26 protein-coding genes and 1 tRNA gene are annotated in these 19,369 nt (G+C 61.8%); 15 read left to right on the top strand and 12 right to left on the bottom strand.

What is annotated here, in order from left to right; translation table 11 throughout:
- Window positions 1-167 precede the first annotated feature (167 nt).
- Entirely contained in the window at window positions 168-473 is a 306-nt protein-coding gene (locus ACEVQ6_RS22790; RefSeq protein WP_374891343.1) for a hypothetical protein, read from the top strand.
- Window positions 474-666: 193 nt separating this feature from the next.
- Window positions 667-1,272: a hypothetical protein gene (locus tag ACEVQ6_RS22785; protein ID WP_374891342.1), complete on the top strand. Its 606-nt coding sequence runs from the start codon at window positions 667-669 to the stop codon at window positions 1,270-1,272.
- Window positions 1,273-1,330: 58 nt separating this feature from the next.
- Here the strand turns inward: ACEVQ6_RS22785 and ACEVQ6_RS22780 are convergent, their stop codons facing one another.
- Together ACEVQ6_RS22780 and ACEVQ6_RS22775 are read right to left on the bottom strand one after the other, a co-directional pair.
- A complete protein-coding gene (locus ACEVQ6_RS22780; RefSeq protein WP_374891341.1) occupies window positions 1,331-3,214 on the bottom strand; it encodes an ATP-dependent nuclease in 1,884 nt (627 codons plus the stop codon).
- Between the two features lie 379 nt (window positions 3,215-3,593).
- Window positions 3,594-3,977 carry a hypothetical protein gene (locus ACEVQ6_RS22775; RefSeq protein ID WP_374891340.1) on the bottom strand — a complete coding sequence of 128 codons (384 nt, stop codon included), beginning with the start codon at window positions 3,975-3,977 and terminating at the stop codon, window positions 3,594-3,596.
- Between the two features lie 89 nt (window positions 3,978-4,066).
- Here ACEVQ6_RS22775 and ACEVQ6_RS22770 point away from each other — a divergent pair, with 89 nt between their 5' ends.
- The 6 genes from ACEVQ6_RS22770 to ACEVQ6_RS22745 all read left to right on the top strand — a co-directional run bounded on the left by ACEVQ6_RS22770 (window position 4,067) and on the right by ACEVQ6_RS22745 (window position 6,453).
- The gene (locus ACEVQ6_RS22770) at window positions 4,067-4,291 is read left to right on the top strand and encodes a transcriptional regulator (protein ID WP_374891339.1); all 225 of its coding nucleotides are present in this window, start codon (window positions 4,067-4,069) and stop codon (window positions 4,289-4,291) included.
- Window positions 4,288-4,551 (top strand): hypothetical protein, encoded by a 264-nt coding sequence (locus ACEVQ6_RS22765; protein ID WP_374891338.1) that lies wholly within the window; start codon window positions 4,288-4,290, stop codon window positions 4,549-4,551. The genes ACEVQ6_RS22770 and ACEVQ6_RS22765 overlap by 4 nt, the downstream gene beginning before the upstream one ends.
- Entirely contained in the window at window positions 4,548-4,904 is a 357-nt protein-coding gene (locus ACEVQ6_RS22760; protein ID WP_374891337.1) for a hypothetical protein, read from the top strand. Before ACEVQ6_RS22765 ends, ACEVQ6_RS22760 begins: the two co-directional genes overlap by 4 nt.
- Before the next feature lie 298 nt (window positions 4,905-5,202).
- The gene (locus ACEVQ6_RS22755; protein ID WP_374891336.1) at window positions 5,203-5,403 is read left to right on the top strand and encodes a hypothetical protein; all 201 of its coding nucleotides are present in this window, start codon (window positions 5,203-5,205) and stop codon (window positions 5,401-5,403) included.
- Window positions 5,396-5,737, top strand: a complete 342-nt coding sequence (locus ACEVQ6_RS22750; RefSeq protein WP_374891335.1) for a hypothetical protein — start codon at window positions 5,396-5,398, stop codon at window positions 5,735-5,737. Before ACEVQ6_RS22755 ends, ACEVQ6_RS22750 begins: the two co-directional genes overlap by 8 nt.
- Before the next feature lie 2 nt (window positions 5,738-5,739).
- Window positions 5,740-6,453, top strand: coding sequence for an SOS response-associated peptidase (locus ACEVQ6_RS22745; RefSeq protein ID WP_374891334.1), 714 nt, complete (start codon window positions 5,740-5,742; stop codon window positions 6,451-6,453).
- A gap of 8 nt (window positions 6,454-6,461) precedes the next feature.
- Here the strand turns inward: ACEVQ6_RS22745 and ACEVQ6_RS22740 are convergent, their stop codons facing one another.
- From ACEVQ6_RS22740 to ACEVQ6_RS22725, 4 genes are all read right to left on the bottom strand, one after another.
- Complete coding sequence (locus tag ACEVQ6_RS22740) at window positions 6,462-6,788, bottom strand: hypothetical protein (protein WP_374891333.1); 327 nt, start codon at window positions 6,786-6,788, stop codon at window positions 6,462-6,464.
- Window positions 6,789-6,917: 129 nt separating this feature from the next.
- Window positions 6,918-6,994, bottom strand: a tRNA-Met gene (locus tag ACEVQ6_RS22735).
- A 136-nt stretch (window positions 6,995-7,130) separates the two neighbouring features.
- The gene (gene mnmA, locus ACEVQ6_RS22730) at window positions 7,131-8,324 is read right to left on the bottom strand and encodes a tRNA 2-thiouridine(34) synthase MnmA (RefSeq protein WP_374891332.1); all 1,194 of its coding nucleotides are present in this window, start codon (window positions 8,322-8,324) and stop codon (window positions 7,131-7,133) included.
- Between the two features lie 186 nt (window positions 8,325-8,510).
- Complete coding sequence (locus ACEVQ6_RS22725; protein WP_374891331.1) at window positions 8,511-9,251, bottom strand: helix-turn-helix transcriptional regulator; 741 nt, start codon at window positions 9,249-9,251, stop codon at window positions 8,511-8,513.
- A gap of 516 nt (window positions 9,252-9,767) precedes the next feature.
- Here ACEVQ6_RS22725 and sciP point away from each other — a divergent pair.
- Together sciP and ACEVQ6_RS22715 are read left to right on the top strand one after the other, a co-directional pair.
- Window positions 9,768-10,043 (top strand): CtrA inhibitor SciP, encoded by a 276-nt coding sequence (gene sciP / locus ACEVQ6_RS22720; RefSeq protein ID WP_374891330.1) that lies wholly within the window; start codon window positions 9,768-9,770, stop codon window positions 10,041-10,043.
- A 145-nt stretch (window positions 10,044-10,188) separates the two neighbouring features.
- Window positions 10,189-10,470: a GNAT family N-acetyltransferase gene (locus ACEVQ6_RS22715; RefSeq protein ID WP_374891329.1), complete on the top strand. Its 282-nt coding sequence runs from the start codon at window positions 10,189-10,191 to the stop codon at window positions 10,468-10,470.
- A gap of 110 nt (window positions 10,471-10,580) precedes the next feature.
- Here the strand turns inward: ACEVQ6_RS22715 and ACEVQ6_RS22710 are convergent, their stop codons facing one another.
- Window positions 10,581-10,925 carry a flagellar export protein FliJ gene (locus ACEVQ6_RS22710; RefSeq protein WP_374891344.1) on the bottom strand — a complete coding sequence of 115 codons (345 nt, stop codon included), beginning with the start codon at window positions 10,923-10,925 and terminating at the stop codon, window positions 10,581-10,583.
- 439 nt (window positions 10,926-11,364) lie between these two features.
- On the opposite strand from ACEVQ6_RS22710, the gene ctrA reads away from it, so the two are divergent.
- Entirely contained in the window at window positions 11,365-12,066 is a 702-nt protein-coding gene (gene ctrA, locus ACEVQ6_RS22705) for a response regulator transcription factor CtrA (protein WP_374891328.1), read from the top strand.
- Between the two features lie 249 nt (window positions 12,067-12,315).
- On the opposite strand, the gene ACEVQ6_RS22700 is transcribed toward ctrA, so the two are convergent.
- Window positions 12,316-12,678 (bottom strand): response regulator, encoded by a 363-nt coding sequence (locus ACEVQ6_RS22700; protein ID WP_374891327.1) that lies wholly within the window; start codon window positions 12,676-12,678, stop codon window positions 12,316-12,318.
- 118 nt (window positions 12,679-12,796) lie between these two features.
- Window positions 12,797-13,441: a histidine phosphotransferase ChpT gene (gene chpT, locus ACEVQ6_RS22695; protein WP_374891326.1), complete on the bottom strand. Its 645-nt coding sequence runs from the start codon at window positions 13,439-13,441 to the stop codon at window positions 12,797-12,799.
- A 312-nt stretch (window positions 13,442-13,753) separates the two neighbouring features.
- Between chpT and ACEVQ6_RS22690 the strand changes: the two genes are divergently transcribed.
- Together ACEVQ6_RS22690 and ACEVQ6_RS22685 are read left to right on the top strand one after the other, a co-directional pair.
- Window positions 13,754-14,335 (top strand): DUF1134 domain-containing protein, encoded by a 582-nt coding sequence (locus tag ACEVQ6_RS22690; protein WP_374891325.1) that lies wholly within the window; start codon window positions 13,754-13,756, stop codon window positions 14,333-14,335.
- A 170-nt stretch (window positions 14,336-14,505) separates the two neighbouring features.
- Entirely contained in the window at window positions 14,506-15,672 is a 1,167-nt protein-coding gene (locus ACEVQ6_RS22685; RefSeq protein ID WP_374891324.1) for a hypothetical protein, read from the top strand.
- A 7-nt stretch (window positions 15,673-15,679) separates the two neighbouring features.
- On the opposite strand, the gene ACEVQ6_RS22680 is transcribed toward ACEVQ6_RS22685, so the two are convergent.
- Both ACEVQ6_RS22680 and ACEVQ6_RS22675 read right to left on the bottom strand, forming a co-directional pair.
- A complete protein-coding gene (locus tag ACEVQ6_RS22680; protein WP_374891323.1) occupies window positions 15,680-16,498 on the bottom strand; it encodes a TrmH family RNA methyltransferase in 819 nt (272 codons plus the stop codon).
- Window positions 16,499-16,509: 11 nt separating this feature from the next.
- Complete coding sequence (locus ACEVQ6_RS22675; RefSeq protein WP_374891322.1) at window positions 16,510-16,905, bottom strand: hypothetical protein; 396 nt, start codon at window positions 16,903-16,905, stop codon at window positions 16,510-16,512.
- Between the two features lie 32 nt (window positions 16,906-16,937).
- Between ACEVQ6_RS22675 and ACEVQ6_RS22670 the strand changes: the two genes are divergently transcribed.
- Window positions 16,938-17,975 (top strand): RluA family pseudouridine synthase, encoded by a 1,038-nt coding sequence (locus ACEVQ6_RS22670; RefSeq protein WP_374891321.1) that lies wholly within the window; start codon window positions 16,938-16,940, stop codon window positions 17,973-17,975.
- Between the two features lie 237 nt (window positions 17,976-18,212).
- A complete protein-coding gene (gene rpoH / locus ACEVQ6_RS22665; protein WP_374891320.1) occupies window positions 18,213-19,118 on the top strand; it encodes an RNA polymerase sigma factor RpoH in 906 nt (301 codons plus the stop codon).
- A gap of 24 nt (window positions 19,119-19,142) precedes the next feature.
- Here rpoH and ACEVQ6_RS22660 read toward each other — a convergent pair.
- Window positions 19,143-19,369: hypothetical protein (locus tag ACEVQ6_RS22660; RefSeq protein ID WP_374891319.1), on the bottom strand; the 227-nt coding region annotated here is incomplete at its 5' end.

Here is a 19,369-nt window from a genome sequence, read left to right as displayed (position 1 = left end):
CCGCCTTCACGCCAAAGGAATGCCGACACTATTTCGAGGCCGCAGGATATGACCCGGAATAAGTCGAATCTGCTCTAGAAGTTGTCATTGCCGGCTGGTCACCGACGATCGGTGCGCTCCATCGTGTGTTTTGGACCGACCGCCACAAAGACGTAGAGCCCTTTACGTTGACGGTGCCGGAGGCGCTTTTCTTCGGCGTGCCTCTATCTGAGGACTTCGATCCACCTTCCTGGGTGGCGGCGCGGCCTGGCGAAAGGCCTGACGCATGGGTGCGCCGTGTCGGCGCCGACCTTCTCGAGATCTTTCGGTCGCATCGGGGTGCCGGCGCGGACGGTCGTGCAGTCGAATGGCACTGCGTCGGCGGTCATGTCGATTTGACAGTCATCAGGCAAGACGGCGTCACGACCGAAAGGCTGCGGACCTGGCCGGACACGATCGGTGAGCGGATCGTGCCGGAAAGGGTGGCGGCGTGAGATACATCGCGAGGCCACTAAACCCCGACGGCCATCACCGGCTCGCCGCGCCCATTGTGGCGGACCCCATCTTCACGCCGCTATTTCTGTCCGTTGGAACAAGCCTGAGCCTCACGGGTGCCACGCTCACGGCTTTCGCCGGCACGGCCTCGGCAATCGCTACAACATCAATCACGAAGGGAATCATCATCCGATGACTATGGTAAACATACTCCGCCTCGACAACGTCGTTACGATGCTGACCGATACGAAGATTACCGCCGATGGAGCCGGCAACCTCGGCAACTGGACCAAGTTCGCACCCATCCCGCATCTGAGCGCAGTCATCGCAACGCGAGGCCCGATGAAGGCGCTAGACCTTGTGTGTCGCATGACCGTCTCAGAGGCGCGGGACTTCGCTCATCTGCGCCGGACATTTGAGGATTTTGGCCGGCTGTTTTTTAATCAGCTTCGGACGAAAGAACCCGTCGGCGATGTCGACATCTTCGTTATCGGATGGGACGACGGGTCGCAGGCATTCACGTTATCAACACACGACAAGCACGGCGCAAAACCCTTCGAGGTTGTCGACATTCCTCATGTGCTTGTCACGCCGGCAACGAAGGGTGGATTCGTCGACGCCTTACAGGGCGATGGCGCCATCGCCGCAATGATGCGCCTCGTCGCTGAACAGGCGAGGATCGAACCAGCGGTGGGTGGCCGTGTAACGGCAGTCACGGTTCGCGAAGGCGGGGTGATCGTGATCGAGCCGTTTGGGCAGTTGAGCGACGAGCCGCTGGATCTGGCGATGACGGGGTAGTCATGTCCGTCAGAACACTCTCTTGAGCTAACCTGTAGCAACGGCGATTATGTGATAACTATCGCCGTTCGGTATCGATAAGACGTGAGTGAATAGCTTCTAACAATCGGATCGCATTCGTTCTAAACTCCGGAGACAAATCGACGATATTCTCTGATGCCAAGCGCTCTTGAAAAAATCGTCGAATCTGATTTTTTGTTGGCGCGTCAGTGCTATTGATCGCAGATTTAATTATATCAAGTGCAGGTTCATCAAGAAGATTCTCGATTTCTTTTAGCCCTTCAACCAAGGTGTCTAAGCAAACGATATCTCCTGGACGGACCGCAAGCGTTGAAATGTATCTTTCTCTTTCAACGCGACCTTGCTTATCAGAATCCAAGACAAACAAGTAATTTAAGCCCCAACCTAAATGTATTGAAATTAACGAATCGAGTGTCCCGGCTCCCATTGCGGGAACCAATGGCAAATCTGCACGGCGTAGAAGCGAAGAGGCATATCTCAAAATGTAATAATCGGACTTTCCTTCCATTATAACAGATTGCCTAGCGATGTCGAAACGAGAGGGAACTACATCAAGACGGTCAAGTATTGGTTGAAAATAGCTTGTTTTACTGGGATGGTCGTTGACAAATGACCTATACTTTGTGGCGCGCACATCAAGAGATTCGTCGTCCAGGGAAACCGCATCCATTATAGATGCTGGGGGAGCATCCGCTCTATTTGTAATAATAAAGGTTTGCTCAAGCCATTTTGGTTCAATCATATAGTGAGAATGAGTGGTATATATAAGCATATTCTGATTTTTTGCAATCGCTGGAAAGCTTTCTATGAGTTTTTGCTGAGCGGCTGCATGTAGATTTGCAGCCGGCTCGTCAAACAGGAACAGGACAGAATTCGTTCTTTTTCTAGCGACACGGAATTGCGTAAATAGCATAAAGGCGAAAAACCAACGGAATCCCAATGACCTGTCATTAATTTCGAATCGTCGAGTTCCATCTCTAATATTAAATTTAATAAAAACGTTGTGTTTATTTATTTTTTCGAGTACACCTGCTGAATTCTTCTTCTCCCCTTCGGAAATTTCGTAGCTTATAACAATCTCCTTTCCGGCGGGCTTTTCTCCAAATATTTCATTCCACCTCCCCAATACTAACTTAGTAACGGTCGCGCCTGCTCGGTCCATTACCTGCTGGATCTTATCTTTATCCCTGTGTGATGACCACGAGGATAGAAATGATAGCCACGGCACCTCAAATTCTACATTTTGAACACGTTGGACAATGGATTGCTCTATACTATATCCTTGGCCGTCTTGGTCTAATATATCTTGGAAAACTTGTCTATATAGATTATCTTTTCGACCAAATTCACCGCTAAGATAAATTTTCTTCGGAAAGTCAAATACAAACGTCGGATAATATGCTATATCTGGAGTTTCGGCGTAATAGTTATGCCAGATAGAATCTTTTTCTTCTTTGCTTGGTTCGCGAAATTTTTTATTTCCTTTCGTTTTAATTCTAGGATATGAATCGACTAAATTTTCTTTTGAAACGTTATTTCCGTTCACGAAATGATGGCAGCGAGTGAGCGTAACCTCATCGGGAATGATATCTAGCGTCATTCCTTCATCTTGGTTTGAGGCTATTATCTTTGTGCGGTCTGTATTGTCCAGTCGCAAAGTCGCCGAGATACTAACTATACCTGTGAAGCTGGCCAGCAGATGGCGTGGAACGTTGTCTTCAACTGTGTCAACGCGATCGCCAAAAAGCCTGATGCTGCTGTAATCTGGCGAGAAGCTGTATATTGCCTCAAGGATCGTTGTCTTTCCGCTTTCATTGAGGCCGACTAATGGAAAGATCGAAGCATCTCCGTTTGAGTCCAGGTCAATTGTCGTGTCCTTGATACCCTTAAAATTTTGAATCCGAAATTTTGTATAGCGCATCTTAATTTCCTCTGAGATCAATGAATTTTCTCCGAGGCGTCTTCGGTTGTCTAGATGCATTTCGAGTGTAACCTCACTACTGCTGGTCCAACACTAAAAACCCCGCCGGTTGGTGAATCCGGCGAGGCTTCTGGCAGTGCTGTGGTGGCGGAAGAGGTGCCGCCGGCCGTTGAGGAGACCGGCCGACGGCGAGCGCGCCCCAACCCATAAGGGCGCGGTAAGGAAGAGCCGGGTGCCGCCCGAAGGCGCACGCCGGCAGGTGCCCGCCATGCGGAGCGGGTCAGGAAGGCCGTGGGCGGCCGTTGGCGTGTGGTGGCTGTAAAGTGCCGCTTTGGCACTGATGCGCGTCAGCGGGGCTGTGCGGGCGGTTGTAGGGCGGCTAAGAGCGCGCCGCCTCGAGTTCGATGTCGAGCGGCGGTAGGTCAAGGAACCGACGATACATGTCGACATCTGCGAGCGACATGCAGGTGATCTCGATGATCCGGAGGCAGGATAGTTCCTCGATGGTGATAAAGGCGTAGTTCGGAGTGCCGTCATAGACCATGACATCGGCGTTGTTGCCACCATCTAGGCCAAGGATGGTAACGCACCGGCGGAAGCCGTCCGTGCCGACATACGTGATCATGTCTCCGACGGCAAACCGCGTCGGGGGCGGATTGTTGAGCTGGCGCAGAAGGTCGAGCACGCACTGCGGCGTTCTCGGAACGAGGCGTCTCGGCAGGGCAATTCTGTCCGGTTTGATGGCATGGCTCTGGGTTCGCATTGGCGGCGGGATCCTTGCTATTGCGTTGCGTTTTCGCTACGGTGTGGAGAATACCATCCTTATTCGCTACGTCAAGGCGATTTTCATACATGGAAGCGATTTTATCGCCTGCACAATGCCGCATGGCTCGCGCTGCTCTCCAGATAGGGGTGCGCGAGATCGCAGAAGCGGCTCAGGTATCTACCAACACGCTGACACGCCTTGAGCGTGGCGAGGAACTTAAGCCTCGAACCCTCGCAGCCATCCGCACCGCCCTGGAAGCGGCGGGCGTGGAATTCATCGATGGCGGTGTGCGACTGAAGGACACCCAATGACCGAAGAACCTGACGTCGACTACTCGGAGCTTTCCGGCGAGTTCACCGAGGACGGCGTAACCGTGCTCGTCGACATCTCGCGCCCGGCCGGAACGAATCTGGACTGGCGGATGATGGTGATCACCGAGGATGAAGACGTGACCGAATGGGAGGAGGGGTTTGCAACCGATCGCGAGGCCTTCGACGAGTTCCTTGCGACTGTCGCCAAGGAGGGCATCCGGTCGTTTTTCTCAGACGAAGAGCCGCCACTGGTCTCGTGAGCGGCAAGCTTCTTGTTGATGATGCGCTTGCTGTCACCAGTCAAATCGGACAGTTCTGCGGCGAATTGCTTCTCATGCTGCGGGCCCTTGCGCCTGCCGTCCTTCCTAAGATCGTTGGTGGAAAAACTTTTTCCACCAACGACAGTCTCTTGATGCCCCGCTTCCCGCTTGATCCGCTCCACCAGTTCCTCGTGTCGAAGCAGGTGATGACGCTCGTCTGCGGGGCCGAGATCGGCGCGGGCGACGTCCCCCTGATCTTCCCCAGCACGATCTCGCCGAGCTGTTCGCCGTTTCGTGTAAGCCTATGGACGGCAGAAGGGCTCCTTCCCGTGGCCTTTGCGCGCTCTTTGTGAAAGGCGTCGGGCTTTTTGTCGTCATCTGGCAGATGGCCAAATTGGCCATCTGCCACCTTCTTGCCGCCTGTGTATTGGTTGCCGCGATCCCCACCTCTCTTCGTCTCCGGATGCGCCAACTGGTAGAGCTCTTTCTGCCGCGGCAGGATGATCTCCAGTTGGTCGTCGCGGGCGACACCGACAAATCCAATCCACAGCCACCTTTCAGAGCCCCATTGACTCCTTCTTTTGCCGGAACATAATAGGAACATCACCGCGCATGAGGCGCCTTGTCCCGCACCCCTGAAGGAGAATGGCTATGCGCGCCGATCGCGAACCCGTGACCAATGTCGACGAGATTGATACGGCCATCGCCTGGCATGGGGGCGATGCGCGGGCGACAATCGGCACCCTGATCGAAGACTGCCGCCACCTTCGCCAGCAGTTGGCGCTGGCTGAAATCGCCATGAGCTGCGGCTTCACTCGCGGCTGGCGTCCTACTCCAGACCGTGATGCCTGAAGAATACCGGCGCGGCCTCGTGCATCCCTATCGGCACGCCCGCCTATGGACACTGCGTAAGGCCGCCGAGATCGGGCAACTGGTGCGGGTTACCTGCAAGCGCTGTCGGGTGACGCGGACTTATATGTGTGGCGACCTGGCGACGCTCCTCGGGGACATTGAGGTTCGCGACGTTGAACAGCGCATGCGTTGCGAGGGTTGCGGCAGCAAGGATTATCTCGCCGCGAAGACGCTCTTGCCATCGGCCGAAGAGCGGCAGACGATGGTCATCCGCCGGTTGGTCGAGGTCAAGACACGGCGGGTGCCGATCTGGCAGGATGTGAAGGGCGGATAGCGATGTGCAACCTCTACAATGTCACGACGGCGCAGGAAGCTATCCGCAGCCTGTTCCCTGGCGTCAAAGATAGCCTCGGCAACCTCGAGCCGTCGATAGACGTCTATCCAGACCGGATGGGGCCGATCGTCCGCAATACCGACGCTGGGCAGGAAATGGCGATGGTGCGGTGGGGGTTGCCATCGTCCAGCAAGGCGCAGTTCGACGCGGCCACGAAGCGTGCCGACAAACTGCGCGCGAAGGGCAAGGAGGTCGACTTCGACCATCTCCTGCGCATGGAGCCGGATGGCGGCACGACCAACGTCCGCAACACTGCGTCGAAGCATTGGAAGCGATGGCTGGGGGTCGCGAACCGTTGCGTCGTGCCTGTGACGCGCTTTGCCGAGCCGGATCCGGCAAGCAAGGCTGAAGGCGGCCGGACGCCGAACGCCTGGTTTGCGCGTGACGAAGGCGAACCGCTGATGTTCTTCGCGGGAATCTGGGTGCGAGACTGGACGAGCGTCCGAAAGGTGAAGGAAGGGGAGATCACCGTCGATCTCTATGCTTTCCTGACCTGCGATCCGAATGCCGTGGTCAAGCCGATCCATCCCAAGGCCATGCCGGTTCTTCTCACCGAGCCGGACGAGATTGAAACCTGGCTGACCGCACCGTGGAGCGAAGCCAAGGCGCTGCAGCGGCCCCTTGCCGACGACAAGCTGGTGTTGTTGCGGGATTGATGGGGATGCTAGGGAAAGGCCTCGGTCTCCTTTGCTGTCACCTTCTCACCACTTGCGACCCGTTCAAGCACTTCGGATCGGACGGGCTTGACGGCGATCGTCAGGCTGCGGCGCAGTTCGGACCGTTTTGCCTCATCCGACTTCCCATCGAGCTTCGGCATCTCGCGGACCGCGAGGGAAAGGCCGCCTTCGTTGCCTCGTCCAGCACCTACCTTAGAAAATTGGTCAAGTTGACCAATTTTCCCCGCCCTTAGCCGGATCCACTCTTCCCTGTGGTCAGCGCGTTCCTGCTCGGTCAGGTCGGAACGGTGATTCCCATCGGAAACGTGTTGCATCCGTGTTGCATGGACTGATTTGCAACACGACGACACCCATTGAAATCATTGGTAATTCGTTGCAACAGGATGCAACAGGAAAACACCAAGACTTTAAAAGCTAAGCTATTGATTTTATTTGTGAATTTTTGGTAGCGGGAGAGGGACTCGAACCCCCGACACGCGGATTATGATTCCGCTGCTCTAACCACCTGAGCTACCCCGCCACGACGCTTGAGGCGATCATCTTTCTAATGCCCTCGCGTTGGTGCCGGGCTTATAGTGCGCCGGTCCGAGCCGTGTCAAGCAGGGCAGGCGCCGAAATTCCGAATTGTGCGTGCTGCCCGGCCGTGGTGCTTGAGGTCAGGCCGCCGGACGGCTGAGGAGGTCGCGAAGGGCGGCTTCCGCCGCCGCGGCGCGCTGCGAATTCCGAATGAAGCCGCCGCCAAGGACGCGCGCGTTCTCGCCCGGCGCCGAATAGAGCGCGCAGGCCTGCCCGGGAGCCACGCCGGCCTCGCCCTCCCTGAGGTCGACATAGATGCCGCCCTCGTCCGCGTGAAGCCGCGCCGGGGCTGGCTGACGGGTGGAGCGCACCTTGGCGAAACAGTCGAAACCCCCGGCGGCAACGCGCGACAGTTCCTCGTCGCCGAGCCAGTTGACGTCTCGCAGATAGAGGCGGCGCGTCTCCAGCGCCTCGCGCGGGCCGACGACGACGCGGCGCGAGCGGGCATCGAGATAGACGACGTAAAGAGGCTCGCCGGTCGCGACCCCGATGCCGCGCCGCTGGCCGATCGTATAATGCAGGATCCCCTCGTGACGGCCGAGCAGGCGGCCGTCGATGTGGACGATTTCGCCCGCAAGGGCGGCCTCGGGCTTCAGCCGCGAAACGATGTCGCTGTATTTCCCCTGGGGCACGAAACAGATGTCTTGACTGTCGGCCTTGGCGGCGATCGCCAGGCCCATCTCGGCGGCGAGTCGCCGCGTCTCGGCCTTGGTCAGGTGGCCGAGCGGAAAGCGCAGATAGTCGATCTGCTCCTGGGTCGTGGCAAAAAGAAAATAGCTCTGGTCGCGGTCCCCGTCTTCCGGCCGGTAGAGCGCGCGGTGGCCCGGGCGGCCCGGCAGCGGGTGGGCGCGCGAACGGATATAGTGGCCGGTCGCCAGCGCATCGGCGCCAAGCTCGCGCGCCGTCTCGAGCAGATCGGCGAACTTGACCGTCTGGTTGCACGCCACGCACGGGATCGGCGTCTCGCCGGCGACATAGCTTTCGGCAAAGGGATTGATCACCGTCTCGCGGAAACGCTGTTCGTAATCGAGGACATAGTGCGGGATGCCGAGCGTCTCGCAGACCCGGCGCGCATCGTCGATGTCCTGGCCGGCGCAGCAGGAACCGGCGCGATGCACGGCGGCACCATGGTCGTAGAGCTGCAGCGTGATGCCGAGAACGTCATAGCCCTCGCGCTTCAGGAGCCCGGCGACGACGGAACTGTCGACGCCGCCCGACATCGCCACGACGACGCGCGTCTCACCGGGCTTGCGGTCAAAATCGAGGCTGTTCACGCGTCTGTCATCCCTTTTGCGCGGCGGTCGTGCTCATCATAGCCGTTTTGTCCAGGCCGACCAACCGGTTTCCGTCCCGTCACCCCGGCGTCCGCATATAGAAATCGGGCGCAGCCGCCGCAAGCCTCGGCATATCTCACGCGAAGAGTGCGCCAACCGGTGCCGGTGCTCGGCCGACCGCGCCCTTCAGAACAGACGCAGACGGATGGCGCGGGCGATCGCCTGCATGCGGTTGACCGCGTCGAGCTTGCGCGCCGCGCTCTTGAAATAGCTTGCGACCGTATAGCCGGAAATGCCGAGGATGATGGCGATCTCGTCGCTGCTCTTGCCGGCCGCCGCCCAGCGCAGACATTCGATCTCGCGGGCCGAGAGCGCGTCGCCGTCGCGTGTCGCTTTCTCGAACGTGCCTTCGAGATATTCGAAAAGGCGAATGACGTGGAGATAGAGCCCGGCCAGTTCGGCCGCTTCCGGCGCGGCACGACGGCCGGACAGCAGGAAGAGGAAGGGCTCGCCGAGCGTGCTGTGAAGCAGCATCGCGCAATGCTGAATAAAACCCTCGGCGCGGAACCGCTCCGCCAACGCCCCGGCCTCAGCCGGATCGCCATGCATGAGGGCCGCCTCGGCGAAGACGGGGATCTTCGTCGTCCGCAGCCGCCGCACGAGCGCGCTTGCGGCAAACTGGCCGGACTGGTGATAGGCATGGACGAGATCGGCCGGCCAGGAACTGATCACCAGCCGTTCGGCAAAATCCGTGTCGGCGCCGAAAGGCATGCGGGCGACGAGAAACCCGGCATAGCCTGCGTCCTGCGCCATCTGGCGGATCAGCCGCAGCGCCTCGTATTCCGTCGGGGCGCCTGCCCGCGGCGCCGGTTCAAACACCTCGCGGCGCGCCCCCTCGATGGAGGCACGTTCTGTCCTGTCCGTCATTTTCCCACCCCGTGCCCGGCGATCGCCGGCGCCAAGAAGACCACAGCAAGCCGGATTTTCCGGCGCCCTGCCCCTGCTCGGCTCCGCCTTCGCAAGCATCGCGGCCATCCGCGTCCGGCCGAAACGCCGCATCTTCCGAAACAGGAAAACGACGGCTTCGCCCGCGGGTGGCCCTGCCTTGCAACGACGAAAAACGCGCGCCACGAATGTGGCGTCGCTGTCATGGGCATGCGTCTGGGAGGTATCCGGCAGCGTCTTTCGACGCCGACCTCGTCATGGCTGCCGATATATGCATCATTTGCACGCGAATGAAGCCTCAGCTTTGCATGGCTCCCATGCGGCCGGGGCGGCGGTCGCAGCCTTGGCGCACGGCGCCGGAGCCGCGGGAACGGGGGATCAACAGCCCCGGCGAAGTCCCTCAAATGATGAGAAAATTGTTACTCGCGGCTTAGGCAAATGTTAAATCTGGGTCTGTACGCTTCGCCACAATATGGTCTTGAGTGTGTAGAGAGTCCGATGACCGAAGTGATGCGACCCCGTGTAAAATACGTCATAGGCCCGGACGGCAGCCCCCTGACGATTGCCGATCTTCCGCCCGCGAACACGAGACGCTGGGTCATCCGCCGCAAGGCCGAAGTCGTGGCCGCGGTCCGCGGCGGCCTGCTGAGCCTTGAAGAGGCCTGTGAACGCTATACGCTGACCGTCGAGGAATTCCTCTCGTGGCAATCGTCGATCGCAGACCACGGGCTTGCCGGACTGCGCACAACGCGGATCCAGCAGTATCGCCACTGAGGCGAACCGCTTCCCCCCATTGACGACAAGACCTCCCGGCCCCAGAAGGGCCGGTTTGCTTTTTGGCGGTAGCCTTCTCCGCCGCCGGCTGACATGATCCCGCCGGCGGTCGAGACGCGGCCGCTTCAGGGAAGGATGAAGGTCGATGGACATTGTGACGAACGAGACCGGCGCGCATGGCCGCTACACGACGACGGTCGAGGGCCACGAGGCCGAGATGACCTATTCCCGGACGTCGCCCTCGCTGATCATCATCGACCATACCGGCGTTCCGGACGCGTTGCGCGGCAAGGGTGTCGGCCAGGCGCTTGCCGCCCATGCGATCGCCGCCGCGCGGGAAGGCGGCTGGAAGATCATACCGCTCTGCCCCTTCATGCGGGCCCAGGCCAGGCGCCACCCGGAATGGAGCGACGTCATCCAGGGGTGACGCGGCCTACCGGGCAAATGCCGAAATCCCCGTGCAAAGGCTCTGAAACCTTCACACGGGGATAGGGACGATGTCCAACGCCGGGTAGCGTCGGTGCCAGTCTCGCGGTCTCAGGCGCGGATACGAATATCGCGTTCCTCGATCGCGGCCGCCTTCTGATGCTCCGCCTGCGCTTCCTCAAGCGCGATCTCGGCGGCATCCTGCTGGACCTTCAATTCGCGGATCGAAACCTGCAAATTGTCCGCCCGCTGGCGTGCCGCCTTGGCGAAGGTCGGATAGGCGAAATGCGACGGATCTGAAATGCCCGACTTCTTTTCTTCAAAGGCGATCTGGCCTTCCAGATCCTTCGCCATCCGCTCGAATTCCGACATCATCAATTGAAGCTGGCTCAACTGACGCCGTTTCTCCTTCACCTGAAATTCCTTCAGGCGAACGAGGCTCTCACGTTGCTTCATACGCAATACTCCCGCGATGCGAGAACCCTGTTGCAATACGGTCCGGGATCCCGGACCGTCACTCACCCGTCCGCGAAAAATTTCCCGCGATCTTAACAAATGCCTACCGCTGGTAACCTTTCGTTTACGGGCATGGTTAATCATAGGGTCGATCATTTAAGGCGGGGTAAATGGCGAAAACCAAATTTGAACAGCCCGCCATTGTCGAGTCCAATGAATCGGTTACCGGGTTATCCTCAGGTTGAACATGAGGTTCCCGATTTCAGATTCGCATGAAAAATCAGGAGTCTGCATAAAATTTTTAACAATTCGGACAGCCCTTGCCAGAGGGAATCAGAATTTGTTAACCATTTGCTGCTAGCCTCCAGTTCAAGCAACGACTGGATCCGTATCGCGTTGGGGCCGAAGCGACCTTTCAGCGGCGGAAAAGGGGAAAGATATGCGGGTTCTACTGATCGAAGATGATAGCGCGACGGCGCAGAGCATCGAACTGATGCTCAAGTCCGAGAGCTTCAACGTCTACACGACCGATCTCGGCGAGGAAGGTGTGGACCTCGGAAAGCTGTACGACTACGATATCATCCTGCTCGATCTCAATCTGCCGGACATGTCGGGTTACGAAGTGCTGCGCACGCTGCGCCTTTCCAAGGTGAAGACGCCGATCCTTATCCTTTCCGGCATGGCGGGCATCGAGGACAAGGTGCGGGGCCTCGGCTTCGGCGCCGACGACTACATGACGAAACCCTTCCACAAGGACGAGCTCGTGGCCCGCATCCACGCGATCGTGCGCCGCTCGAAGGGCCATGCCCAGTCGATCATCGCCACCGGCGAGCTGATCGTCAATCTCGACGCCAAGACCGTCGAAGTTGGCGGCCAGCGCGTGCACCTGACGGGCAAGGAATACCAGATGCTCGAGCTGCTCTCGCTGCGCAAGGGCACGACGCTCACCAAGGAAATGTTCCTGAACCACCTTTACGGCGGCATGGACGAGCCCGAACTGAAGATCATCGACGTCTTCATCTGCAAGCTGCGCAAGAAGCTCGCAAACGCCGCCGGCGGTGCCAACTACATCGAGACCGTCTGGGGCCGTGGCTACGTGCTGCGCGAGCCGGACACCGGCGACATGCTCGAAACGGCGTAAGATCCTCCCAGACCTTTGTCCGCTCCGCTTCCTGGGCCCGCTCGCGCGGGCCTTTTTGCGTCATGCGTGCCGCACCGAGCCATCTCCTGGCCGATCCATGCGCTGCCCCGTAACGAGAAGGACGACGGAATCAGCCGCAATGAGCCGGATTGAGCGGCACGGCGGTCGGACGAGGGATGTCTCGGGAAATATGGGAGAAGGGCCGCTCCAGGCCGCGCGGGCGCCGCTCCGGCGCCCGGACACCGGCGGTCAGGCGGCGAGCGACAGGTTGGCGAAGACGCTGGTCAGGATCTTGCGGTCGAAAGGCTTCAGCAGGAAATCGTCGGCACCGGCACGCTTGCCGATCATCATCTTCTTCAGATCCGCCTCGACGACGCAGTAATAGATGCGAACCGACTTGCCTTCCGGCATGTTGCGCACATTGGCGATCAGGTCGAGCGCACCGTCGAGCCCGGCATCGACGATCAGCACATGCGGCATTTCCGCATGGCAGCGGGCGAGCGCCTCGAGGCCGTTGGTCGCCTCGAGCACCAGAAAGCCCATCCCGGTGAGGATTCGCTTTCCGACCTTCCGGACCACGTCGGAATTGTCGGCAATCATCAAGCGCGGCATCGTCAACTCCATCACACACTCAAGCCTCGGGGCAAACCGGGCCCCACGCAACAAGTGTAGAGATGTTTGGCAAACAATCCGTTACCCGGCACACGCGGCAACCGCTTTTCGGTTGTCCTCAGTCCGTGACCCGGGCGCTGAACACGATGTTCTCCGGCGTGCCGACCACGTCGAGCACCATGCCGGCCTCTTCCGCGAGAAGGACCGTGTAATAGGGCTGGATCGAATGGGCGTCGATCGCCTCCTCGACCGTGCCGTTCAGGAGTTCCGTCAGCTTCTGCGGCACCCGCATCATCCGTCCCTTCACCGTGACGGTGAAAAGGGCGTCATATTCCGGATTTTCAAGCACGACGTCGAGCACGCCGCCGCGCGGGATCGCGCCATAGGCGATGAGGAACATGTTGAGCAGCAGCTTGACCCGGTTCTTGGCGATGATCGCGCGCGGACCGGTCCATGTCACCTCGGTCTTCTTGTCGCTGGCGGCGAAATCGCGGGCGCATTTCTCCGCCTCGCCGGTATCGATCGACGCGCCGACGGAGCCGGAGGCGCCGAAGGCGAGGCGGGCGAACTTCAGCCGTACGGCGGCGTTCAGCGCGCTGGTGCGGATCAGGTCCATCGCATCGGCATCCGAGCCGCCCTCGTCGAGCAGTTCGAGGCCGTTGTTGATCGCGCCGACCGGCGAGATGATGTCGTGGCAGACGCGGCTGCACAGGAGTGCCGCCAGATCGGGGCCGGTCAACGTCAGATTCGGGTTCTTCGCCATGTCAGTCCTCAAGATCTCGTGTTCCTGTCGCCATCGCGACCGCTCTGCCTGAATGCCGTTCCCGCCATCCCTACGGAAAGCCCGTCTCCTCGCCTTGCATGTCCCCCGCCGGCCATCCTGACGGACGAAGGTTGCGCGGGCATCGCCAAGGAAGCGAGGCGACGACCTTTTTCCTGCATCGGCGATCCGGCCTTTGCATGGCAATCCATCCCGCCATAAAGACACCACACGTGGTAAACCGATTGTTAAGACGATCGGTCCAGAGTGCGGCGCAGGCGAAATGGCCATATCAATCAGCCGATGGAGGAGACGATGGCGCCATTCCTGAACCGGGTGCATGCCGCACGCCTCGCAGCCGCGCTTGTCCTTGCCGTGTTCCTGTCCGTGCTGCCGCAGCGCGATGCGGACGCCCAGGAATACACGATGCAGGAAATCATCGACACCGGCCATTCCTTCTTCGGCACGACCTCCGGGGGGCTTGCGAAGGTGGTCGAGCGCGCCTTCCAGAATTACGGCCTGCCGAACGGCTACATCCTCGGCCAGGAGGGCTCGGGCGCCTTCGTCGCCGGCCTCACCTACGGCGAAGGCCAGCTGCACACGAAGAATGCCGGGCAGCATTCGGTCTACTGGCAAGGCCCCTCGCTCGGCCTCGACGTCGGCGGCCAGGGCAGCCGCACGATGATGCTGGTCTACAACCTGCCGAGCGTTGCCGACCTCTACAAGCGGCTCGGCGGCGTCAGCGGATCGGCCTATGTCGTCGCCGGCGTCGGCATGACGGTCCTGACCGACGAGCGCATCATCGTCGTGCCGATCCGCACCGGGCTCGGCGCCCGGCTCGGTCTCAATGTCGGCTATCTGAAGCTCACCGAACGGCCGACCTGGAACCCGTTCTGACGAACCGTTCCAGCCGGCGCTTCGTGCTTCTTTCTTTCGTCCGTTAGGCTTAACGGATGATTTCGAACGGGCCGCGCTTGCGGTGCGGCCGGACGCATGGTTAGACAGTCACGGGAAGATGAAGGCGCCCGCCCCGGCCGATGCCGGCGCTCAATCGGAGATGACGCCCCGTGATCGCGTATGCGCTCCTATTCACACTGGGATTCCTGACGGCAGCGCTGTTGGGCATGCTGGTGGCGCCGGCGATCTACCGGCGCATCGTCCGCTTCGCCGAGGAACGCCTGAAGGCGACCGTGCCGCTGACCGCGAAGGAGATCCGCGCCGGCCAGGACGCGATCCGCGCCGGCTTTGCCGCCGAGAACGCCCGCCAGTCCCAGGCGCTGAAGCGCGAGCGCGAGCGCGGCGTCGCGCTGATGCTCGACGCCGAGACCGCCATTCGCGACCGCAAGCGGCTCGAAGCCGAAAATGCCGAGCTCCAGGGACAGATCGCCGACATGAATGTCGAGGCGCAGGATTTCCGCACCTCGATCCGCGATTTCGAAGGCCGCGTCGAGCGCCTGAAATCGGCGCTCGCAGCCGCCGAGCAGACCGGGCTCGACAAGGCCGAGGAAGGCCGCACGCTGCTGCGCCAGCTCGACGCCGTGTCGGGCGAGGTCGACGGGCTGAAGATCGATCTCGCCGCGCGCGAGACCGAGGTCGACAGCCTGAAGAGCCGCATCGCCGGCCTGCGCGACGAGCGCGAGACCCTGCGGCTGCAGGTGAAGGCGGAAGCCGCGCGGGCGCGGGAGATGGAATTGCGGCTGTCGCGCGAGGAAAGCCGCGTGCGCCATCTCGAGGCCCGCCTCGCCGACCAGATGGCGGCCGGTGCCGACAAGGACGGCATCATCGAGCGCCGGGGCGGCGAGATCGAGCGCCTGCGCAACCGCCTCAAGGAACAGATGAACGGCGCGGAGGCGACGGGCCGCCCCTCCTTCACCGTGGCGCGCAACGCACAGAGGATGACGAAGGACATGCGGGAGAAGGACGGCGCCGGCGACAGGGACGAGACCCAGCCGAAGAAGGTCCGCCCGCCCTTCGACGTCTCGCGCATGGCCGAGGATGCGCGCAACCGCGTTTCCGCCCTCTCCGAGCGGCTGACCGGTGCCCGCAGCAGCGAGGGCGACCGGGCGATGCGCGACGAGATCGCCGGCATCGCCGCCGCGATGGTCGCGGTCACCGCGGCCGAGGAAGGCCCGCAGTCGCCGATCCGGCCGCTTCTCGCAAAGGCATCCGCCCCGTCGCCGCGCGGCCGGCGAAGCCTCGCCCAGCGCGCCAGCGACCTTCTGCCGCCCGAATAGGCAGGGATCAGATCAGCCCGTTGATCAGCGCCGCGTGATGCAGCGCGATGCCGGCCGCCGTCGCGACGTTCAGGCTGTCGAGGCCGGGCGCCTGGCGGATGCGCGCCGTGCGGATCGTCGCGAGGATCGCCGGCGGCAGCCCCTCCCCTTCGGTGCCGAGCAGCAGCGCCGTGCGCGCGGCCGGCGCAAGCGTGCCGAGCTCGGTTTCGCCCCTCGGCGAGAGGCCGAAGAGCGAGAAGCCGTTATCCAAAAGGCGCTCGACCAGCCGCCCCGTGCTGCCGCCGCGCACGAAGGGAACGGACAGCACGGATCCGACGGAAACCCGGATCGCCTTGCGGTAGAGCGGGTCGCAGCAGGTCTCGTCGAGCATCACGGCTCCGACGCCGAAGGCGGCGGCGTTGCGGAACAGCGCACCCATATTGTCGTGGTTGGAAATGCCGCAGGCGGCGAGCACGAGGCACGGTTCCGGCAGTCCGGCAAGAAGCAGATCGGCATCGACCTCCGGCGGCCGCGCTCCGAGCGCGAGAATGCCGCGATGCATGTTGAAGCCGGCGATCGCGTCGAAGACCGCGCCGGAGGCGACATAGATCGGCATTTCCGGCGCAAAGCGGTCGAGGAGGTCGGCGACGCCGGCCACGCGGTTTTCGAGAAGCAGGATCGCCTCGGCCGCAAAGCCGCGCGGTAGAGCCGCCGCGAGCATCGCCAGCACGACCTTGCCTTCGGCGATGAAGCGTCCCTGCCGGCCGGCGAGGTCGCGCTCCTTGATCGCAACGAAACCGGCGATGCGCGGATCCGCGGGATCCTCGATCCGGACGAGGTTGCGCATCGCCGGTCCCGTCAGTTCGCGGTGACGAGGACGTCGGCGACGATGCGGCCCGCGGCGATGTCGAAGACGAGCGCCTTCGTCTCGCCCGCGGCCGTGGTGCCGTAGAACAGGATCTGGCCGCCGGAAAGCGCGGTGCTCGTCACCGCGAACCCCGCCGGCAGCGTGGCGACTGCCGACACCGGCTCGCCGGAGGGGACGCCGGCGCCCGCCTCGCGCAGCGTCGCGCGCGGATCCGGGCGGGTCACCTTGTAGACAATCGTGCCGAGCACGGCCATAAGCATGACCAGCATGATGCCGCCGGACACCAGCTGCAGCTTGACCATCTTGCGGCGGACATTCTCCATCGCCGGGTCGAGCGGCTTTTCGTCGAGGTCGTCCCGGTGGTCGTCTGGGTCAGTCGAGGACATGGCCGGCCTTTGCAGTCAGGATTGAGAAACGCATGAACGATCCCTTTAAACAGGCCGGCGACAATAGGAAAGTGCTGAGCGCCGACGAAGACGCGGATGGCCGGCTCGACGCCTATCTCGCCGATGCGCTCGGCGGCGAATTCTCCCGCAACCGGCTGAAGGGGCTGATCGAGCAGGGCGCGGTCCGCATCGACGGCGCGGCCGTGACGGAACCGAAGCGCAAGGTGCGCCCCGGCGACCGGATCGAGATCCTGCTGCCGGAGCCGGAAGACCCTGAGCCAAAGGGCGAGGACATCCCGCTCGACGTGCTCTACGAGGACGACGACCTGATCGTCATCGCCAAGCCCGCCGGCCTCGTCGTCCATCCGGGCGCCGGGAACTGGACGGGCACGCTCGTCAACGCGCTGATCCACCATTGCGGCCTGTCGCTTTCCGGCATCGGTGGCGTGCGCCGGCCCGGCATCGTCCACCGTCTCGACAAGGAGACGAGCGGCGTCATGGTCGCGGCGAAGAACGACGCGGCGCACCGCCACCTCTCCGACCAGTTCGCCGACCACGGCCGTTCCGGCCCGCTGGAGCGCGCGTACCAGGCGATCGTCTGGGGACGGCCGCGGATGCTGCGCGGCACGATCGACGCACCGCTCGGCCGGGCGGGCGACCGCACCAAGCGCGCGGTGAAGAAGGCGGAGAGCGACGACGCGCGCGAGGCGATCACCCATTACGAGGTGACGGAGCGCTATGTCGAGCAGCCGGACGGCACCGCGCTCGCCGCCATGGTCGAATGCCGGCTGGAAACCGGGCGCACCCACCAGATCCGCGTGCACATGGCCCATATCGGCCATCCGCTGGTCGGGGATCCGGAATATGGCGCCGCCTTCCGCACCAAGGCGAACAAGCTCGACGCGGCGACGCGGGCGGTGGTCAACGCCTTCGAACGCCAGGCGCTGCACGCCTATCTGCTGAGTTTCGAGCATCCGGCGACCGGCGAGACGATGAGCTTCACCGCGCCGCTGCCGGCGGACATGGAGGCGCTCGCCACAGCGCTTCGGGGCGCGCACGCGGCCGCCTGAGCCGCCATCACGGCGGCGTGAGCATTGCCGTCTTGAATAGTGATGGACCTCATCTTATTTTATCTCCAAACGCTGGGTTGTTTGCCGCGGGACGCGGGCCGGATGACAGATCGGCCTGCGGTTTCGGCATGACTGTCACGACGGCGGATGACGGCGCATGAGGTGGCGCCGCTCCGCCAACGACTCCGCGACGCGGCTTGCCGACCGGAGGCCGCTCTTCAGGAAAGGGGGTGCTTCGTGGCCCGTAACAATCTTCCGATCATCAGTTCCGGCGAGGGCGGCCTCAACCGCTATCTCGACGAGATCCGCAAGTTTCCGATGCTGGAGCCGCAGGAGGAGTACATGCTCGCCAAGCGCTACCAGGAGCATGACGACCGCAAGGCGGCCCACCGCCTCGTCACCAGCCATCTGCGCCTGGTGGCGAAGATCGCCATGGGCTATCGCGGCTACGGCCTGCCGATCGGCGAGGTCGTCTCCGAAGGCAATGTCGGCCTGATGCAGGCGGTGAAGAAATTCGACCCGGAACGCGGCTTCCGCCTCGCGACCTACGCCATGTGGTGGATCAAGGCCTCGATCCAGGAATATATCCTGCGCTCCTGGTCGCTGGTGAAGATGGGCACGACCGCCAACCAGAAGCGGCTTTTCTTCAACCTGCGCCGTCTCAAGGGCAAGATCCAGGCCCTCGACGAGGGCGACCTGAAGCCGGATCAGGTAAAGCAGATCGCCACCACGCTGAACGTGTCGGAGGAGGAGGTCATCTCGATGAACCGCCGCCTTTCGGGCGACGCCTCGCTCAACGCGCCGATCAAGGCGACGGAGGGCGAATCCGGCCAGTGGCAGGACTGGCTCGTCGACGACCACGACAGCCAGGAAGAAGTGCTGATCGAGCAGGACGAAATCGAAAGCCGCCGCGCGCTGCTCGCCGATGCCCTGACGGTGCTGAACGAGCGCGAGAAGCGGATCTTCACCGCCCGCAGGCTGACGGAGGACCCGGTGACGCTCGAGGACCTGTCGACCGAATTCGACATCAGCCGCGAGCGCGTCCGCCAGATCGAGGTGCGCGCCTTCGAGAAGGTGCAGGACGCCGTGCGCAAGGCCGCGCTCGAGCGCGCGCAGGCGCTGCGCGTCATCGAGGACGCCTGACACCGCGCCCATGGTCCGCCATCTTCAAAGCGGAAAGCCCGGCGATCCCCTCGCCGGGCTTTTTTTCCGAACAATTGCAGGAGGCGCGATCCTGCCACAGCCTTCCGCTGGAAATGCTGCAAAAACAAAAGGGAAAGGGCACCATTCGGTGAACCGGTGTTCACGAGCGTGCTCTAGAGCGTCTTCGATGAACGCGGAGTCGGATTGATGATTCACGCGGTCGGGCTTGTCTGATTCACTGGTCCTGGTGA

The organism is Ensifer soli, assembly GCF_041928815.1.
In the GTDB taxonomy this organism is placed as follows: Bacteria; Pseudomonadota; Alphaproteobacteria; order Rhizobiales; family Rhizobiaceae; genus JBHFEI01.
Note: the sequence above shows the minus strand (reverse complement) of the source record. Positions and strands in the feature narration are given on the sequence as shown.